This is a genomic window from Flavobacterium sp. UMI-01 (genome assembly GCF_019656315.1).
In the GTDB taxonomy this organism is placed as follows: domain Bacteria; phylum Bacteroidota; class Bacteroidia; order Flavobacteriales; family Flavobacteriaceae; genus Flavobacterium.
Genome location: NZ_BPLU01000067.1, coordinates 345,847 through 361,053 on the forward strand (window position 1 = coordinate 345,847; position 15,207 = coordinate 361,053).

The window sequence follows — 15,207 nt, forward strand, 5'->3', positions numbered from 1 at the left end:
AAACTCAGCATCTCCGAAAAACAGCTTAATAGCTTAGTGTACTGCTTTGGCTTTCTTGACCATACACCCACCAAAGATAGAGCGGTCAAAGTAGCCCGCTCTGTTGTCGATAAAGTAGCAATAAAGTTCAAGAAAAAACAAATCGAGGTACAGCAGGGAGCAACTTTGTTTACCAAGAACAAAAAGCACAGCTTTAGTCTCGAAATGGTCGAGGCGCACTACTTAGAGCAATTCACACTATTGGTCGAAAATCATGCCTTGAGCGACTATGATCGTAACGCCATTAGACAAATTCAACACTCTTTAAACCAACAATTGACGTAATGAAACAAAAAATATACATCGCTGGAAAAGTCACAGGACTACCCATAGCAGATTGCACTATTAAGTTTGGTACCGCCCAAAAGCAAATCGAAGCATTAGGCCACGAGGCCGTCAATCCCTTAGCAGTAGTTAATGACTGGCAATGCCCTTGGGATTTAGCCATGCGTAAGTGCATCACCGCATTAATGAATTGCCAGTCAGTTCTAGCCTTAGACAATCATGACAGTTCTCCTGGTGCTCGTATCGAATTGCAATTAGCACTTCACCTTGGGATTCCAGTCTATTATGACATCAAGCACATCAAAGAACCCCAAAAAGTGTATTAGATGAATCGCACCTACACCGTCAAGATTAGAAGTGGCGAAATTTGGAAGTTTAAATACAATTTAAAAGGTGTTTTAATCCACTTTGAAGTCATGGAAGGCGACTTGACCGATAAGCAAGAAATCTTTCTATACCACAAAGGAAAATTCCCCTGGAAAGAAGCCCACCTGAAAGATTGGGAAAAACTCTACCCGCCCACCACCGTTGAAATGACCGACTTTGATTTGTCGTTTGACAATTTTTGGAAACTATACAATTACAAAGTCAAACGGGAGTACTCCGAGCGAGCTTGGAACAAACTAAGTGACCAGGACAAAATAAAATGTTTCCTAAGACTCAAAAAATACAATGCAAACCTAGCCACCAATGGTCAAGCCAAAGCGCATTTAGTCACTTGGATAAACCAAAAGCGGTATAACGATGAAGATTAAACATGAAAGAAAAAATAGAAGCCACCAACGCCTTCAAGACACTAGAACCACTCGCACAACGTATGGTAAGCAAACGAGCCAACCGCATTCAAATTGAGGACAACATCATTCAAGCTCGTAACCTCGGGCTGGAACAATGGAAAACCCAAACAGCCCTTTGTAATAAGTGGCAAACTATTGTAGAACAAGTAATCAAAAGTGAAAATGATACTACCCTTTAGCACACAACTCAACGGAAAGCCCACTTATTTTGTGGAGAAGATATGGGCAGTTTTGCAAACAAGATTTGCAGAAATCACTCCAGAAGGTAAAAAATACTTATTCCCCCCTGAGTATTTCCAATGCCTTGACAAAGGTTTTCAAAACACAAAACCCTTTCACCCCAAACTCCACACCATCCGCCTCGACGAAAAAGACCGTTGGAAAACAGGAACAATGATTGATTTCTTTATCAATTGCAGGCAAAAGGATATGTTCAGGTTTGCGCCACGAATTCCTGTTGTTAGTGTTCAAGAAATATTTATGACCCGAAGAGGTTCAATTTTAGAAATTTCTATTGCAAAAGTAGATTCATATATAGGTGATGACGACTTTCAGTTAGATGCTTTTCAACAGGGAGATTTAGCCTTAAATGACGGCTTCGATGATTACAACGACTTCAGAAATTACTTTTTAGATATTATTGAAAAGAAAGGAAAAGAGACAGGTAATTATTGGTTTAAAGGTAAAATTATTCACTGGACAGCTTTAAGGTATTAAAATAATATCTTACATTTGGTCAACTCAAAAAAACATACAGTCCATGACATTTGTAGATTTAATCAAGGATTTTATAGATACTTCCAAAGAACGCCTTAAAACACCAATTTCGGGAGCTTTCCTTTGGGCTTTTATCATTTGGAATTGGAGACCGATTGTGGTACTACTTTTTTCTAAGCAGACAATTGAAGACCGTATTCAAATAATTGATCAATATTTTTGCACCCTTTCTGCACTTCTTTGGCCTATTGGTTTGGCATTGTTTTACACACTAGCAATTCCTGCAATAATGATAGGTATTGATTGGGTTCTTGCCCCTATCAAAAAAATCAGAATAGGTCGAATTTATCAATCAAAAGATTTTGTTACCGATGAAAAAATAAAGCTTGCGAGAAAAGAGTTTGAACTGAAAAACATTGAGACAGGTAATAAACAGATTGAGGATTTTCAAAAACAGATTAATGAACTAGAGGCATCGAAAATTGCTATGGAAGAAAACCATAAAACAAAATTAGAATCATTTGAAGAGATTAAAAAATTTGATGATTCAGTAATTGAATCTTTAAATAAAAAGCTTAAGGAATCAAATGATATGATTAAAACTATTGTTAAAAGCGAGTTAGAGGACTTAGACTCGAATGAAAAATTAAACAAAACCATTGCTAAAAAGAGAGATATAAATGGGTATATTAATGATATTTTGATTCCAAAATTTTCTTTACGTGAAAGAACTGAAATTAAGATGATTAGAGATAACGAGAAATTAAACTTTATTGATTTATCTGAAGATATAAAAATGAAGATGTTTGATTTAGAATTAATTATAAATAAAAATGGCGAAATTTTATTAACGAGTTTAGGTATGAACTTTATTAAATATCTTTAAAACAATATAATTCACTATGAAAAAACTACTCTTACTCACAGCTTTATTGATTGGCTTTTTAGTTCAAGCTCAAAACATCGATTTGTTAAATCAGGCCAATAAATCTGATTTAAATTTCACCAAAACACTTGCTGATGTAATTGCATCGGAAGCAAAAACAAAATATGTTTATTTTCAAACTAAAGAATCGAAGTATCTTCACTTGATTACTTATGTGTTCATAAAAGAAGGTTTGAGCGATTCTGATAAAAAATCAATTGAAGCATATCTTTCTAATTATACTGGAAGGTATGAATTGCATTTAGATAATACTTTGTGTGTTCATTTTAAAGTTAATAATAGTGACACAAAAGAATTTACCTTTGATAGTGTAAAAGGTAAATTTGATGATTTATTTCCATTCTATAAGAAAAACATTGAGCCTACTATAAATGAAAATAACGCAACTTCTCAAATCTATAGCGTTCGTAAAGATGCAGATGGTTATTGGTACAACTTTAAAAAGTCTGATGTTGATGGACTTTGGTATTTAAAAAACATGTCTCCAAGATTAAATTAAATGCTATTTAAACAATATTTAAACCCGCCATTGAGCGGGTTTTTTTATATCTAAAACTCGTGTTGCACAATTAATTTATGTGAGTTATTTTTGTAATATGGCGTATAATAAGAAAAATTATAACAAACGTGCTCAGTTCATTATTGACGTGTACAAAAACGCCAAGCATGATGACGTGCCTGATACTAAAATCATTCGCACCGTATTTCCTAAGTTCAATATTTACATTAGCTACCGCCAATGGATGAACATTAAAGGAATGCCAATCCCTAAAGAAAACCAAAACCAATTGTCTTTATTCGGTACGTAAACTCAAATTCACCGTTGCTGAAACATCACAACTATAGTCCTCGTATTGCGTGCTAAAGCTGATTTCTTTCACTCGCAATCCCGTTTCGTTTGCATTGTGGTTCTTAGACTGCTTGCGTATGAGTGGCTCGCAAAAATCAGGATGCCAACCTTGCAATGCCATGAATACCTTTTGGTCAATTTCAAGATACTTTAAACCCTCTTTTTTGATATCAAGAGGCGTCAAACTATTGGTGTGGTCCCAAACATCATAGAACAACGTTACCATGATGCTGACGTCAGCAAATTGGTTCAATCCTTGCATTTCGCTAAAATCTTCCGTTGGAAAATCAATCAACAAAGCAGGAAACAACATTTGGTTTCTAAATTCATTATTCAAATACTGCCCCATGTTTTGGTCAATGTATTTGATCTCTGGTACCTGGTCTAAGATTCGGTCTTGAATCGCTAAGAATAAGTTGGCTATTGGACTTTCCATCATTTTTGCATTAATTGTTGAATATCTCTCGTTACCTGTCTTACAATGGCATTGTTTAACACAGGACTATCATTTGGATGTGTTGGCATAAACTGTCGCTTAGGAATGTTCATTTTGCGTTGGTGCGCTCGCACTTGGCTACTACCTGATTTATAAGTGACCGTTTGCATTCGTTCCTTGCCTGTTTTGGTAAACTTACCCGTTCCTTTTTTGGCTTTGCTGTATTTATTACGGCTATGCGCTTTTATTTGCACCGTTCCTTTAAAACCTTCGTTGTGCGCTTTGGCATACGGCATATTGTTTTTTAAAGTCGTTTGTCCTGGTTGCGTGGTGTAATAGTTTCCAGCTCGCAAAGCTCCGGTAATAACTAAGGTACTTCCGCTCTTTTTGTTACTTTTTTTCCACTTGCTAAAACTCGTTCCCTGGAATCCCTGAGCCCTGAAATTACCATTAATAAAACGCAAAGCAATGTTTCCCGCTACCGATGGATAACGGGTATTGGCGTAGTTTTCAATTTGCTTTGCCTTGGCTTTAAGTACGTTTGGGAACTCTTCGGGTGTCATTTGTTTGTTTAATTAGTTTTTTTTGTACTTTTGTTTCATGGAAGGAAAAGAACTATATGACTCTTTAGTATCAAAACGGGACTATTCAGGCAATACAGCTGATGAATATGCACAGTTTTTGTCCACCCTTTTTCTCCATATTGGCACAGAGTTATTTCCTTTATTAGAAACTGCAAGTAAAGAATTCAAAGTGCTATCCTTAAAAACTGAAATATCAAATAGTGATATTTTGATAGATGAATATTCCATCGAAGACATTATTTTAATTTAGTTTTCAACTCATCTATTAGCTTGATGGTATCATCGTACAATTCAGGCATAATCTTTTTAAAGACATCATTCCCCGCAAACTTATTTTCAAAAGCATGAGCCAGAAATTCAGCTTCTGACATTCCTTTTATTTTAAAGTATGCTTTACTATGTCCTTGTCCATAATTTGAATTCAATGACATTATAGTGTCAGATACCGCCATACATTTAGATGTCATATCCCAATTACCTTCTGTCTGATACTTATAGCCTAAAGCCATTACTTGTCTGTCAACGTTAGCATATCCATTTTCAAGCTTTAATATGGACCTATGTTTTTTCATTAAATCGGTTACTGATTTTTTGAATTTTAAATCATTTTGCCAATCAGCTGCATGTCCAAATTCATGATAAACGACAGACTCAGCTTTCCATTTACTATTAAGCCTAATTTTATCAATAGGAATAACAACATAGTTTTTGTCAGGATGAAAAAACGCTCCTTTAGTGCCAACACTATCAGGGCTAATCGTATAAAAAGGGGTTTCTTTCTTTAAATAAGAGAAAATTTCCTTGTTTACTTTTATTCCTGTTTTTTCTTCATAGTCCTTAATTCCTTCAGGAGTAAAATCGTTAGATGCAATAGGTCTGTTTTTACTATTTGTCACCTTAAAATAAGGATGCTTTTCTGTAAAAATCTTCCCTGTCAGCGCTGCATTATTATCAAAAATAGTTCCTTTAACCAAAGGATCAACTGCTTTATTTGCCCAATCGCTGTCAAATTCCTTGCTTACATTTTTTTTAGTACCAGGAATAACAGTACAACGACAACCCCAATCTAAAGGCGTGTATAATCGTCGCCAAATTGGATCACTTTTTAAGGCGGTGAACTTGTCAAATTTTCGGTGTTCCGGTCTTACGTGGCTATCACCCACCGTGGTAAACTCTAAATACTCACTATCCAAGGTTTCCCACTTATTGGCCATGATAGCCGTTTGAGTGACAAAGGAATGTTCAGCACGCAAATAATTGTTATTAAAAACTTCGCCTGTATCAGCAACCGCTTTTTTAACCGTAGCTAAACTTTGAATTTGCCCTTTATCATTAAACAGAGCATCCTTAAATAAATGAAATTGCGTTAAGGTTTTAGCATAGGAAAACTGTTCAATATTGCGCTTGAATTTATCCTGCAACGCTGTACGGCTGTCATTATCGTCATAAGTTCCACCAAAGCCTTTGTGCATGGCTTCGACTAATTGGGTAGCTGTTTTGTTGTATAACGCATCCGTGGTCAAGTCTTCGCCTTCTAATAGCTGTCTTGCAATTTCGGTATAAATATCGTCCCACTCTTGGCCGTTGTCTGCCAAGTCTGGCAAAACGGTACAACCGCAATTATCACTATATAAGTCGTTCAATTGCCCAACTAGTGTTGGGCTTGGTCGAAAAAATCGGCTAAGTTCTTTAGGAACTTATCGGCTAAGTTTTGTTTTTTCTCGGGCAATAACCCTTTTTTGACTTTCTTTTCTGGCCTTTTTTTGGTCGTTTCAGCTTCGTCTGGTTCTGGCGGTGCTAGTTGATTTTGTTCCTCCATTTTCGCCTTTAATTCGTCATAATTATCAGGCTTAGGAATGCCGTAAGTCTGGTACCAATACTCATCACCAACAGGCACTTTGGTACTAACAAACGTATCAATTTCCATTCGAAGCTTCAGCTTAAACAAATCAAGGTCAAGCTCAAACTCAAACTTTCCGTTTACGTCAAAACCGTACGATTTCAATATATTCAAGAACTTAGTCGAATTCAATAGGTTTTCGACAAATATTAAATCAGATATTGTCAACTCATCCTGTTGTTCTCCATGCTCTTTACTCTGAGCGTAGCCACTCGAACTACTTGCTTTGGTTGTTTCGGTATTACCCAAAATAGCAATAGACATTTCCTCATTACACGCACCAATCAACCCCAATTGCAATTTACCATCTGCATTGGATGCTTTACCGTCCTTCATTTCAAATTCGGCTTGTTTTGGTATCATGATCGCCAATGCCGAACCGCTTTCGGTCATTACCGTCTTCAGCTCTTGTTTGGTTTTGGTATCGTAGGCATCATATTTCATGATGCGGACTGGTTGCCCAAATATCTCTACATACTGCGCATAATCACCAAAGGTTCCACGCTTGTAAATACCATACATGGAGCACGCTAGGAGTAAGCCTAAATCGTTCTTTTTGCCTACTACCCACACAAATGGCATGTCTTGATATTTAAAGCCGTCTTGCTCAGAAGTACCGTATTGTGATTTTGTAATCAATCCTTTTTCAGGTTTGATATGTTTGCGGGGAACTTCCTTAAATTCTAATTCAGGTCCCACAACAAACTCCATCCCTGAAGTTCCCCAAAGTTTCGATTCCATTAACAGCGTAATCAAATCACGTCCTTTTTGACCGTTAATTAACTTGGTTAAGTCTTCGTTTTCCTTACCATCGGCTTGAATGAATTTGATTTTTTTATTGTTGACGGAATCAATTCGCTTTTGAATAATTCCACGCAAAAAACCATCCATAGACAGGATGTCGTGGTACAAGTCATAAAGCAAAACACGGTTAGGATAATGAACACTTTCGGCACTAATGACACTCTCTTTTAGTTTGCCAATATCCTTACTCCCACGGTCTGGAGAAACAAGGGTAAGGTCGTGTATTACAAAAGCCTGGTCATCGACAGGCTTGGTAACTTTAGTAGTAGTATTTTTTTTTGCCATAGCTTAAAATCTTTGAGTACGTTTTTTGTTTGAATCCCAAAAAACGCCATCGTTTTCGGTGCTTTCGTCTTCAGGGGTTTCGGGGTCATCGGCTTCGTATGGCCAACTCGGATTGATATTTCCTTCTTTAATGTCGTATAGCCATCCGGGTACTTCTTTATTCCCAATCATCAACTCCCAATCTTCCCTAAATAACTCTAGGTTTACATTAGGGTTTGCTTTTCGAACCAGCCAATAAGACGCAATTACTTTAACCGTCTTTTTTAGATTTTCATCTACGACAGTTGGAGCAACAACTGGGTCAGTAGTATCATCCCCAAAAAGGGCTTTTAAATCGTATTTAAACAGATAGGATTTGCAAAAATCCTCAGCGGCTTTTATCTGTGATATTACTTCATCTTGGTTTCCCCGGGTGATTGCGTTTTGAATCTCTGGGTATAGTTCGGTCGTGAGTTCTGATGGTTGTACTAACATTACATTCTATGTTTATTTGCTCCTCTTGGTACAGTTTCAACTGATCCAGGACTTGCGATTGCTTTATTTTCAATTATAACTACACCTCCTTCTATTGTATCGGGTCCGTCAATCTTTTTTGATTTCATATTGAAACTCGTAAATTGTCCCGTATGCCTTTTCATGTTTGGGTCATTTTCTTCTGACTTATTAAATATTAATTGACCTAATCGATTTTTTGGCTCTAACGTTCCCTCAATTCTGACGTGTTTATCAGGCTTACTTCTTTCGTCGGGAGTAATGGGTAATGCAATGTTTTGAGCTTCACCTGTTTTGAAAATTAGAGGCAAAAGCACTTGTTCATAAAATGGATCTTGCAAAGCGTTGTTTTCTATGTATATATTTATAGGGTCAACACCAGCTCTTTTCATATATTGATAGGCTTCAAACATATAATCAACGAATGCAGCGTTTGTCATTTGGTTTAACCAAACTTTGTAAACACCATATTTGATGCCTTTTCGACCAATAACAGCTACACATTTACCCGATGAGCTAGTTCTATCTTTATTACTTGGAGCTGGATCGGCATAAGCAACAACATAATCACAGTGTCGCAATTGAGGCAATTGGTCAAAGATTATTTCTTTAAATATATCACCATCATCTTCAGGATTGTTGAAATATTCCTTTTCGGCGCTAGAAGTAGAAATAGTATCTAATACACGATCAATTTGTTCCTCTTTGTTCTTTTGTGGCCACGTGCTTTTTCCTTCCGCATCACGGATATTTACGATATCCCATTTATCAGCTTTAGCTCCCATCTCAGTAATACAGCAATATTTAGCAATGATGTTACCACAAGCTATTAATAGCAATCCCGTACTAATTGAGCGTGTTGGTATCAACGCCTGCTCTATCCATTTGACACGTTCTTTTACAAGCTCTTCGTTACGGCAAAATTCGTCCGTATCAATATCATCAATCAAAATAACATCTGGACGGCTCGCATCGTTACGAGTTCCACGGGGTGACTGTCCCGCTCCAATGGCACGGAAGGAAACGCCTTTGCGCGTTTTAAATTCGGAGGACTCCCAAGAACCAACCTTTTTTTGTACGCCGTAATCAGCAATAATACGGTTGTTACGTTCCAGGATTCCCTTATAAGGTAAAAGCAACCTTTCGGCATTATCAGCAGAATTCGAGATTAAAAGAATGTTTTTCTTTTTTCCCGTCATCGCCAGGTAAAGTACTTCCATCATGGTGCGCCCTGACTTTGAGAGTTCTCGCGCCCATGAGCGTACTTCGTACCATTCGGCATTAGCTAATACACGTTTGGTTGCTTTAATATGAAATTCAGCGGGTTCGCTGGTATAATAATTTGGAAAGTAGTATTTAAACCACTCTTCGGGGTTTTTCTCTAAATGAGCTATTCTTCTAAGTTTCGCCCCGTGGCTTTCGGTTAAGTCAATAGGTGTGGCATTGTCCATGTTTTCACAGAACTCTCTCCACGCGTCTAAATACTCCTTATTGCTTACTTTTTTAGCCATTTTTTAACTTCGAGTTGATAAACTCATCAATGTAATTTTTGAATTTTTTAGCGTCACTCAAATCAATCGTTTGGATGAACGTTAATAGTTTTCGAGATACTTCTACATATTCGCCAAGTCCTATCTCGGTTTCCAGGCGTTGAATGTTTGAAGTGATCTTACTCATAACATCCGCTTCCTTTGAATCAGGTACCGGAACATCTCGTTCAGCAATCATTTCGTTCATGGCTTCCAGTTGGTTGTACCAGTGAACCAGTTGGTTCTCTTTAGTAGTCAACAAACTTTTGCGAAGCTTATCCCAATTATCAGCTACAGCCCATTTACCAATAGTCTTTTCGGTTACGCCCGTGCGTTCTGCTATCTCCTTAAAGGTGATGCGTTCGCTTACGTATAAGATTCGAGCATACTCGCGCTCCTGTGCTTTAGAAATTCCCATTTTACTACTTGATTACAGGGCAAAATTGACTAAAAACACCCCCGATTTAAAATAGTTGTGCAAGCCTTGCGCCCTTATTTTCAAAGGGTTGTGAACATTCGCAAGTTTGTACTCTCAAGAATGCACAACCTTAATTTTTAGCAAGTGAGTAATAAGTTTAAAAAAATTGACAAAGAGTTTTGCTTAACGGATAACAGCGTCAATGTGTACGGTTATCGCCTGTTGACGTCTGGACTGGATTTGGCACAATACAAAAGAAATCCTATTGGTTTTTTGATGCATGACCGTGACGGTGGTGTGATTGTAAAATGGGAAGACTTGCGCATTGAAGACGACAAACTATTTGGTAAGCCAGTTGTCAATTTATCACATCCAAAAGGCGAAGACATCGCAGCGCAAGTGGAAAACGGATTTATCAATGCCGCCTCAATGGGTAAGATTGTGGTTCTGGAAGCATCTGACGATAAAGATTTGATGCTACCCGGACAAACAGGCCCTACAGTTACCAAATGGTTTCCTCGTGAAATTTCCTTTGTTGACATTCCGGGCAATCACAACGCACTAGCTAATCTCTACGACATAAACGATAACGAGCTAAACCTAGCTGATTTTGTAAAACCTAAACCTAAAGAAATGAGTAAAATTCTTTTAACAGCCGCTATGCTTACGGCTCTAAACCTAAGCGATAAGTCAACTGATGATGATGCTAATAAAGCATTTCAGGACTTGATAGACAAGGCTGGTAAAGTACCAGGACTAGAAAAGGATTTAGCGGATAAAACCACGGCTTTGACTGCTAAAGAAAAAGAAGTCGAAGACTTAAAAGCCGCAAACGTAACCAAAGAAGTTCAAGACTTATTGGACAAAGGAAAAGCGGACAAAAAATTGACAACTGCCTTAGCAACAGAATTGGCGGACAGTTTTGCAGGTAATCCAGCAGGATTGAAAAAATTAATCGAAGCGATGCCTGCTCAAACCTTGATTACCGAGAATTTGGGTGACAAAACAGGCTCTGAGTCATTTGTTGGTAAGTCATGGGACGACTTATACGCTTCTAATGAACTGGAAGTAGTAAGAACCAAGTTCCCTGACTTGTACGAAACCTTGAGAAAAGAAAAATTTCCTAATAACGCTTAATTAAATCAATTATGGCAAATCCAAAAATACCACAAGAGTTTTGGAGCTCTTATATCGTAGAAAAGCTACGTAGAACAAACCCACACATCAACCTTTGTTTCGATGAGTCGAAATATGTAAAAGGAGGTTCGATTGTGTATTTACCACAAGCAGGTGCAAAACCTACTGTTGTAAAAAACAGAGCCTTTGGAGCGGGTACAGCAGTACAACGTGGTGACAAGGCAGTAATGTACGCTTTGGATGTATTTACTACTGATCCTACAGCGATTACTAATGCGGAAGCTTTAGAAATCAGCTACGAGAAAACCGATTCAGTATTGGCCGATCATACTGATACATTAGCTGAGACTATTGGTGATGAGTTAGTGTACACTTGGATAAGAGGTGTGAAACCAGTCGTAGGCGGTGGAACTACAGTTGAGTTTTTACCAGCAGGTCGAAGAATTGCAACAACGGGTGCGGCTACGGCTGTGAATCCAGAGGATGGTCAAACGGGAACCCGTAAGGCACATACCTACAAAGAGGCTCAAGCCATGCAAGCAAAGTTCAATAAAGATGGTGTGCCCGCTAAGGATCGCTATGCGATGTTAGAATCATATATGTACCAAGAATTTATTGACTCGTTGTCAGCAAACCAAATGGCAGCCTTTCAAGAGTCGGCAGACTTGGAAAATGGTATTGTCGGAAAGTTTGCAGGGTTCTCATTCCTAGAGAGAAGTTCAGTTTTAGCTATTCAAGCTAATGGAACTTTTAGATTGCCAGGTGAAGCTCTTGGAGCTACGGACAACTTAGCTAGCATCTACTGGCAAAAACAATCAGTAACGAAAGCCGTGGGTGATACCAAACTTTTCCAAGACATGGACAACCCATTGTATTATGGTGATATCCACTCTGGATTAGTAAAAATGGGAGGCCGTTGCCGTCGTGAAGACTGGAAAGGTATAGGAGTAGTGGTTCAAGCTGCAACTGTTTAATCTTATGAAATAGAATATAAATAGTAAAAGGCTGTCTCTTGAGTGATGGCAGCCTTTTTTTTTAACCTACGAACATGATAGATATAATTGACAGTATCATGGATTTTTTGAAAAAATTCAACCCGTACATATTAGGCGGTGCCACAGGCTCAGTCATTCACAGGATGCGTACCCAAATGTCTTGGAGTGAGTTTATAAAATCAGTGGTCGTGTCCATTTTTATCTCTATTTGTGTGGGTATTGCTTGCAAGGATTATTTAGAAATCGAAAATGAGAATATTGTTTTTGTGGCTTGTGGTCTCTCAGGTACATTTTCAAAACTCATCTTGGATGAAATTGAACAAATATTAAAACTCGCTTCCATTTACGCAAAGTTGAAATTGGGGGTTAGCAAAAAAACAGAAGAATGAGGACTATAAAGTATTTAGCAATTCATTGTACGGCTACAGCACAAAAAACGACAATCTCTAGTATTCAAAATTATTGGAAAACCAACTTAGGTTGGAAAAACCCTGGTTATCATTACATCATTAAGACTGACGGTGAAGTGGTCAATTTGTTACCAATAGACCAAGTGTCTAACGGTGTAGCTGGTTTCAACAACGTGTTAATCAATATCTCTTATATAGGTGGTATCGATGTAAAAGGAGCGCCAAAAGACACAAGAACTCCAGAGCAAAAAACAGCAATGCTACAACTGCTCACCGAATTAAAAAAACAATTTCCAAACGCCATCATACAAGGACATCGTGATTTTCCAAAAGTTGCAAAAGCCTGTCCGAGTTTCGATGCAAAAACAGAATATCAAAACTTATAAATCAATATGAAAAACATCAACCTCAAAAATCTGTTGTCTGTACTTGTTTTGTTTTGTTTGTTGGCCACAACACTAAGTTCTTGCAAAAGTTCTAGTGTTGTTCCACCAACAACCACAGAGACAACAACCACAACAAATGTGACCACGGTAATACGTGACACCGTATTTGAAATACAAAAAGACAGTAGCTATTATAAAGCTTATGTCGAATGTATCAACGGCAAACCTGTTATCAATCAAAAGGAAAAAGTCGAGAGTAAAAAAGGCGCGTATCTGCAACCCCCAAAGGTCAACCTAAAGGATAATATACTCACTGTTGATTGTACCGCTGAAGCGCAAAAGCTTTTCGCACAATGGAAGGACGTTTATATCAAAGAGAATAAGTCCACTATTGAAAAAGTACCGTATCCAGTACCCGCCGAATTTTCGTGGTGGGAAAAAACACAAATCATTCTAGGACGAATTTTTATTGGAATAGCCGTTTTACTCGGTTTGGGATTTGCCTTTAAAAACCGAAATTAAAAACCATTTAAAACCATTTTAAAATGTCAAATAAAGATAAAGCAGCGGATTATTTCGCCAGACACAAAGAAAGTCAAGAATGTCACATCACTAGTGACGGACGTGTATTTCACTCCATTGGTACAGCCAAAGGATTTGCCAACACATTGAAAGATGACACGGTGAAATCCTATACTAGAGCGGAAGTTGCACAACCAACTAAAATTGTGGTTCAAAATACAGAATCAGAAGATGAAGGTTTAGGTAACAAAGGTTCTGAGGACAAAGGCTCTGAAGACAAAGGTTCTGAAGACAATGGTTCTGAGGACAAAGGTTCTGAGGACGAAGGTTCTGAGGACGAAGAAAAAGTACAGGCTTTAGATGCTTTGAAAAACTTTGATGCTTCTGTAGCTCAGTATTCAGAAATTAAAGCTTTAGTAAAAGCTTTAGGGTTAGATACTGAAAACCAAAAACAAGACACTTTGATTGCAGCTCTTGAAGCGTACAAAGTAATTATTAATACTGAAGTACAAGAATAATGGCACAAGGAACTGGAACGCCAAAGGTAAACGTAGTTGTTACTAATGGCAACCTACAACGTCAAGTACAAGTACTGGATGGCGTTGCAGGACTCGTGGGAACTTCGGTTTCTAAAATTGGTGAAATTGTCACCGTTTATAATTATGACGATGCTGTGGCTAAAGGCTATACCGTAGCTGACGAACCATTCTTAAATAAAGCAATCCAATTGTTTTATCAAGAATTGGGCGGAAATCAGGCGTTGACCATCTTAGGAGTGGAGGATACCATGACTTTGACGCAAATGGCAACCGCTACTAATACTAATGGTTTGAAAAAACTATTACTTGCTGCACAAGGGGAAATTACAGTTGTAGGATTGATTCGTCAACCAGCTGAAGCTTATACACCCGCTGAAGATCACTTTTTGGATGATGATGTTGAGTCGGCTTTATTGGCTTCAAAAACCTTGGCACAATACCAACAATCCATTAACAAGCCCGTTCGTATCCTAATTGAAGGACGTGTTGCTGACTTGACCGCTGATGTATTTGAACCGAATACAGCGGCGAATGGCTATGCGGGTATCGTCTTAGGGAGTAATCTTAACGATGGTTCTGGGGCGGTTGCGTTGGCTTTGGCTAGAGCTGTTAAATATGGCGCTCATGTAAAATTGGGCAACGGTCAAAACGGTGCTCTATCTATTTCACAAGCATATATTGGCGATAAGCCTCTCGAAGACTTTTTTCCTGAAGAGTTGGACGCTTTTGCTAATGCCGGGTATATCATTATGCACCGTCGTGATGGTGCAGCGGGTTATTATTTTGGGCGTGACAATATGGCCTCTGATGATGATTTCAGAATCTTAGTGCATGGTCGTTTGGTCGATAAAGCACAACGTGTGGCAGTAGCAACAGCAACCCCACTATTGGAAACAACGGTACGTGTGGATGATGACGGACAAATCAACGCTACAGATGCGAAGCATTTAGAAAACGAGATTAGTCAACAATTGCTTTCGCAAATGGCTGGACAAGTCAGTAATGTGGATGTGAACGTCCCAACCGATGTGGACATCGTGAACACAAGCACGGGTGAAATTGAAGTAAAAATATTGCCATTAGGATATTTAACCTGGTTGCAAGTAACGATTGGTTTAACCTCTAACATATAAGCT

The 15,207-nt window shown here is 38.1% G+C and carries 23 protein-coding genes; 16 read left to right on the top strand and 7 right to left on the bottom strand.

Annotated elements, in window-relative coordinates; all coding sequences use genetic code 11:
* The 8 genes from K5R64_RS15395 to K5R64_RS15430 form a co-directional block, all read left to right on the top strand.
* The coding region (locus tag K5R64_RS15395; RefSeq protein ID WP_220764695.1) for a hypothetical protein at nucleotides 1-324 on the top strand (324 nt) is incomplete at its 5' end.
* Nucleotides 324-650, top strand: coding sequence for a DUF4406 domain-containing protein (locus K5R64_RS15400; RefSeq protein WP_220764696.1), 327 nt, complete (start codon nucleotides 324-326; stop codon nucleotides 648-650). The genes K5R64_RS15395 and K5R64_RS15400, both read left to right, overlap by 1 nt.
* A complete protein-coding gene (locus K5R64_RS15405) occupies nucleotides 651-1,079 on the top strand; it encodes a hypothetical protein (protein WP_220764698.1) in 429 nt (142 codons plus the stop codon).
* Nucleotides 1,080-1,081: 2 nt separating this feature from the next.
* Complete coding sequence (locus tag K5R64_RS15410) at nucleotides 1,082-1,300, top strand: hypothetical protein (protein ID WP_220764700.1); 219 nt, start codon at nucleotides 1,082-1,084, stop codon at nucleotides 1,298-1,300.
* Nucleotides 1,284-1,838 carry a hypothetical protein gene (locus tag K5R64_RS15415; protein ID WP_220764702.1) on the top strand — a complete coding sequence of 185 codons (555 nt, stop codon included), beginning with the start codon at nucleotides 1,284-1,286 and terminating at the stop codon, nucleotides 1,836-1,838. The genes K5R64_RS15410 and K5R64_RS15415 overlap by 17 nt, the downstream gene beginning before the upstream one ends.
* Nucleotides 1,839-1,881: 43 nt before the next feature.
* On the top strand, nucleotides 1,882-2,724 hold the full coding sequence (locus tag K5R64_RS15420) for a hypothetical protein (RefSeq protein WP_220764704.1): 843 nt from the start codon (nucleotides 1,882-1,884) through the stop codon (nucleotides 2,722-2,724).
* A gap of 16 nt (nucleotides 2,725-2,740) precedes the next feature.
* Nucleotides 2,741-3,283: a hypothetical protein gene (locus K5R64_RS15425; protein ID WP_220764705.1), complete on the top strand. Its 543-nt coding sequence runs from the start codon at nucleotides 2,741-2,743 to the stop codon at nucleotides 3,281-3,283.
* A 79-nt stretch (nucleotides 3,284-3,362) separates the two neighbouring features.
* Nucleotides 3,363-3,593 carry a hypothetical protein gene (locus tag K5R64_RS15430; RefSeq protein WP_220764706.1) on the top strand — a complete coding sequence of 77 codons (231 nt, stop codon included), beginning with the start codon at nucleotides 3,363-3,365 and terminating at the stop codon, nucleotides 3,591-3,593.
* Here K5R64_RS15430 and K5R64_RS15435 read toward each other — a convergent pair.
* Complete coding sequence (locus tag K5R64_RS15435; RefSeq protein ID WP_220764707.1) at nucleotides 3,579-4,070, bottom strand: hypothetical protein; 492 nt, start codon at nucleotides 4,068-4,070, stop codon at nucleotides 3,579-3,581. The two genes, K5R64_RS15430 and K5R64_RS15435, sit on opposite strands and share 15 nt — an antisense overlap.
* Complete coding sequence (locus K5R64_RS15440) at nucleotides 4,070-4,633, bottom strand: hypothetical protein (protein ID WP_220764708.1); 564 nt, start codon at nucleotides 4,631-4,633, stop codon at nucleotides 4,070-4,072. Before K5R64_RS15440 ends, K5R64_RS15435 begins: the two co-directional genes overlap by 1 nt.
* A 37-nt stretch (nucleotides 4,634-4,670) precedes the next feature.
* On the opposite strand from K5R64_RS15440, the gene K5R64_RS15445 reads away from it, so the two are divergent.
* Entirely contained in the window at nucleotides 4,671-4,904 is a 234-nt protein-coding gene (locus tag K5R64_RS15445) for a hypothetical protein (RefSeq protein WP_220764709.1), read from the top strand.
* Here the strand turns inward: K5R64_RS15445 and K5R64_RS15450 are convergent.
* From K5R64_RS15450 to K5R64_RS15470, 5 genes are read right to left on the bottom strand one after another with little or no spacing between them, the layout of a single operon-like run.
* Nucleotides 4,891-6,297, bottom strand: a complete 1,407-nt coding sequence (locus tag K5R64_RS15450) for a phage minor head protein (protein ID WP_220764710.1) — start codon at nucleotides 6,295-6,297, stop codon at nucleotides 4,891-4,893. The genes K5R64_RS15445 and K5R64_RS15450 overlap by 14 nt on opposite strands.
* 8 nt (nucleotides 6,298-6,305) lie before the next feature.
* Entirely contained in the window at nucleotides 6,306-7,643 is a 1,338-nt protein-coding gene (locus K5R64_RS15455; protein WP_220764712.1) for a DUF935 family protein, read from the bottom strand.
* Between the two features lie 3 nt (nucleotides 7,644-7,646).
* Nucleotides 7,647-8,117 carry a hypothetical protein gene (locus K5R64_RS15460; RefSeq protein ID WP_220764714.1) on the bottom strand — a complete coding sequence of 157 codons (471 nt, stop codon included), beginning with the start codon at nucleotides 8,115-8,117 and terminating at the stop codon, nucleotides 7,647-7,649.
* A complete protein-coding gene (locus K5R64_RS15465) occupies nucleotides 8,117-9,646 on the bottom strand; it encodes a hypothetical protein (RefSeq protein WP_220764716.1) in 1,530 nt (509 codons plus the stop codon). The genes K5R64_RS15460 and K5R64_RS15465 overlap by 1 nt, the downstream gene beginning before the upstream one ends.
* Nucleotides 9,639-10,082, bottom strand: coding sequence for a DUF1804 family protein (locus K5R64_RS15470; protein WP_220764718.1), 444 nt, complete (start codon nucleotides 10,080-10,082; stop codon nucleotides 9,639-9,641). Before K5R64_RS15470 ends, K5R64_RS15465 begins: the two co-directional genes overlap by 8 nt.
* A gap of 144 nt (nucleotides 10,083-10,226) precedes the next feature.
* Here K5R64_RS15470 and K5R64_RS15475 point away from each other — a divergent pair, with 144 nt between their 5' ends.
* From K5R64_RS15475 to K5R64_RS15505, 7 genes are all read left to right on the top strand, one after another.
* Nucleotides 10,227-11,219, top strand: a complete 993-nt coding sequence (locus tag K5R64_RS15475; RefSeq protein ID WP_220764720.1) for a phage protease — start codon at nucleotides 10,227-10,229, stop codon at nucleotides 11,217-11,219.
* A gap of 11 nt (nucleotides 11,220-11,230) precedes the next feature.
* Nucleotides 11,231-12,193, top strand: a complete 963-nt coding sequence (locus tag K5R64_RS15480; protein WP_220764722.1) for a hypothetical protein — start codon at nucleotides 11,231-11,233, stop codon at nucleotides 12,191-12,193.
* Between the two features lie 74 nt (nucleotides 12,194-12,267).
* Nucleotides 12,268-12,603 carry a phage holin family protein gene (locus tag K5R64_RS15485; RefSeq protein ID WP_220764724.1) on the top strand — a complete coding sequence of 112 codons (336 nt, stop codon included), beginning with the start codon at nucleotides 12,268-12,270 and terminating at the stop codon, nucleotides 12,601-12,603.
* Nucleotides 12,600-13,010 (top strand): N-acetylmuramoyl-L-alanine amidase, encoded by a 411-nt coding sequence (locus K5R64_RS15490; RefSeq protein ID WP_220764726.1) that lies wholly within the window; start codon nucleotides 12,600-12,602, stop codon nucleotides 13,008-13,010. The genes K5R64_RS15485 and K5R64_RS15490 overlap by 4 nt, the downstream gene beginning before the upstream one ends.
* 6 nt (nucleotides 13,011-13,016) lie before the next feature.
* Complete coding sequence (locus K5R64_RS15495; RefSeq protein ID WP_220764727.1) at nucleotides 13,017-13,532, top strand: hypothetical protein; 516 nt, start codon at nucleotides 13,017-13,019, stop codon at nucleotides 13,530-13,532.
* Nucleotides 13,533-13,555: 23 nt separating this feature from the next.
* Entirely contained in the window at nucleotides 13,556-14,050 is a 495-nt protein-coding gene (locus K5R64_RS15500; protein WP_220764728.1) for a hypothetical protein, read from the top strand.
* The gene (locus K5R64_RS15505; RefSeq protein WP_220764729.1) at nucleotides 14,050-15,204 is read left to right on the top strand and encodes a DUF2586 family protein; all 1,155 of its coding nucleotides are present in this window, start codon (nucleotides 14,050-14,052) and stop codon (nucleotides 15,202-15,204) included. The genes K5R64_RS15500 and K5R64_RS15505 overlap by 1 nt, the downstream gene beginning before the upstream one ends.
* The last annotated feature ends 3 nt before the right edge of the window (nucleotides 15,205-15,207 follow it).

Coding starts and splice junctions, on each gene's coding strand:
- K5R64_RS15400 (WP_220764696.1), top strand. CDS start 324: ATGAAACAAAAAATATACATCGCTGGAAAAGTCACAGGACTACCCATA.
- K5R64_RS15405 (WP_220764698.1), top strand. CDS start 651: ATGAATCGCACCTACACCGTCAAGATTAGAAGTGGCGAAATTTGGAAG.
- K5R64_RS15410 (WP_220764700.1), top strand. CDS start 1,082: ATGAAAGAAAAAATAGAAGCCACCAACGCCTTCAAGACACTAGAACCA.
- K5R64_RS15415 (WP_220764702.1), top strand. CDS start 1,284: ATGATACTACCCTTTAGCACACAACTCAACGGAAAGCCCACTTATTTT.
- K5R64_RS15420 (WP_220764704.1), top strand. CDS start 1,882: ATGACATTTGTAGATTTAATCAAGGATTTTATAGATACTTCCAAAGAA.
- K5R64_RS15425 (WP_220764705.1), top strand. CDS start 2,741: ATGAAAAAACTACTCTTACTCACAGCTTTATTGATTGGCTTTTTAGTT.
- K5R64_RS15435 (WP_220764707.1), bottom strand. CDS start 4,070: ATGGAAAGTCCAATAGCCAACTTATTCTTAGCGATTCAAGACCGAATC.
- K5R64_RS15440 (WP_220764708.1), bottom strand. CDS start 4,633: ATGACACCCGAAGAGTTCCCAAACGTACTTAAAGCCAAGGCAAAGCAA.
- K5R64_RS15445 (WP_220764709.1), top strand. CDS start 4,671: ATGGAAGGAAAAGAACTATATGACTCTTTAGTATCAAAACGGGACTAT.
- K5R64_RS15455 (WP_220764712.1), bottom strand. CDS start 7,643: ATGGCAAAAAAAAATACTACTACTAAAGTTACCAAGCCTGTCGATGAC.
- K5R64_RS15460 (WP_220764714.1), bottom strand. CDS start 8,117: ATGTTAGTACAACCATCAGAACTCACGACCGAACTATACCCAGAGATT.
- K5R64_RS15465 (WP_220764716.1), bottom strand. CDS start 9,646: ATGGCTAAAAAAGTAAGCAATAAGGAGTATTTAGACGCGTGGAGAGAG.
- K5R64_RS15470 (WP_220764718.1), bottom strand. CDS start 10,082: ATGGGAATTTCTAAAGCACAGGAGCGCGAGTATGCTCGAATCTTATAC.
- K5R64_RS15480 (WP_220764722.1), top strand. CDS start 11,231: ATGGCAAATCCAAAAATACCACAAGAGTTTTGGAGCTCTTATATCGTA.
- K5R64_RS15485 (WP_220764724.1), top strand. CDS start 12,268: ATGATAGATATAATTGACAGTATCATGGATTTTTTGAAAAAATTCAAC.
- K5R64_RS15490 (WP_220764726.1), top strand. CDS start 12,600: ATGAGGACTATAAAGTATTTAGCAATTCATTGTACGGCTACAGCACAA.
- K5R64_RS15495 (WP_220764727.1), top strand. CDS start 13,017: ATGAAAAACATCAACCTCAAAAATCTGTTGTCTGTACTTGTTTTGTTT.
- K5R64_RS15500 (WP_220764728.1), top strand. CDS start 13,556: ATGTCAAATAAAGATAAAGCAGCGGATTATTTCGCCAGACACAAAGAA.
- K5R64_RS15505 (WP_220764729.1), top strand. CDS start 14,050: ATGGCACAAGGAACTGGAACGCCAAAGGTAAACGTAGTTGTTACTAAT.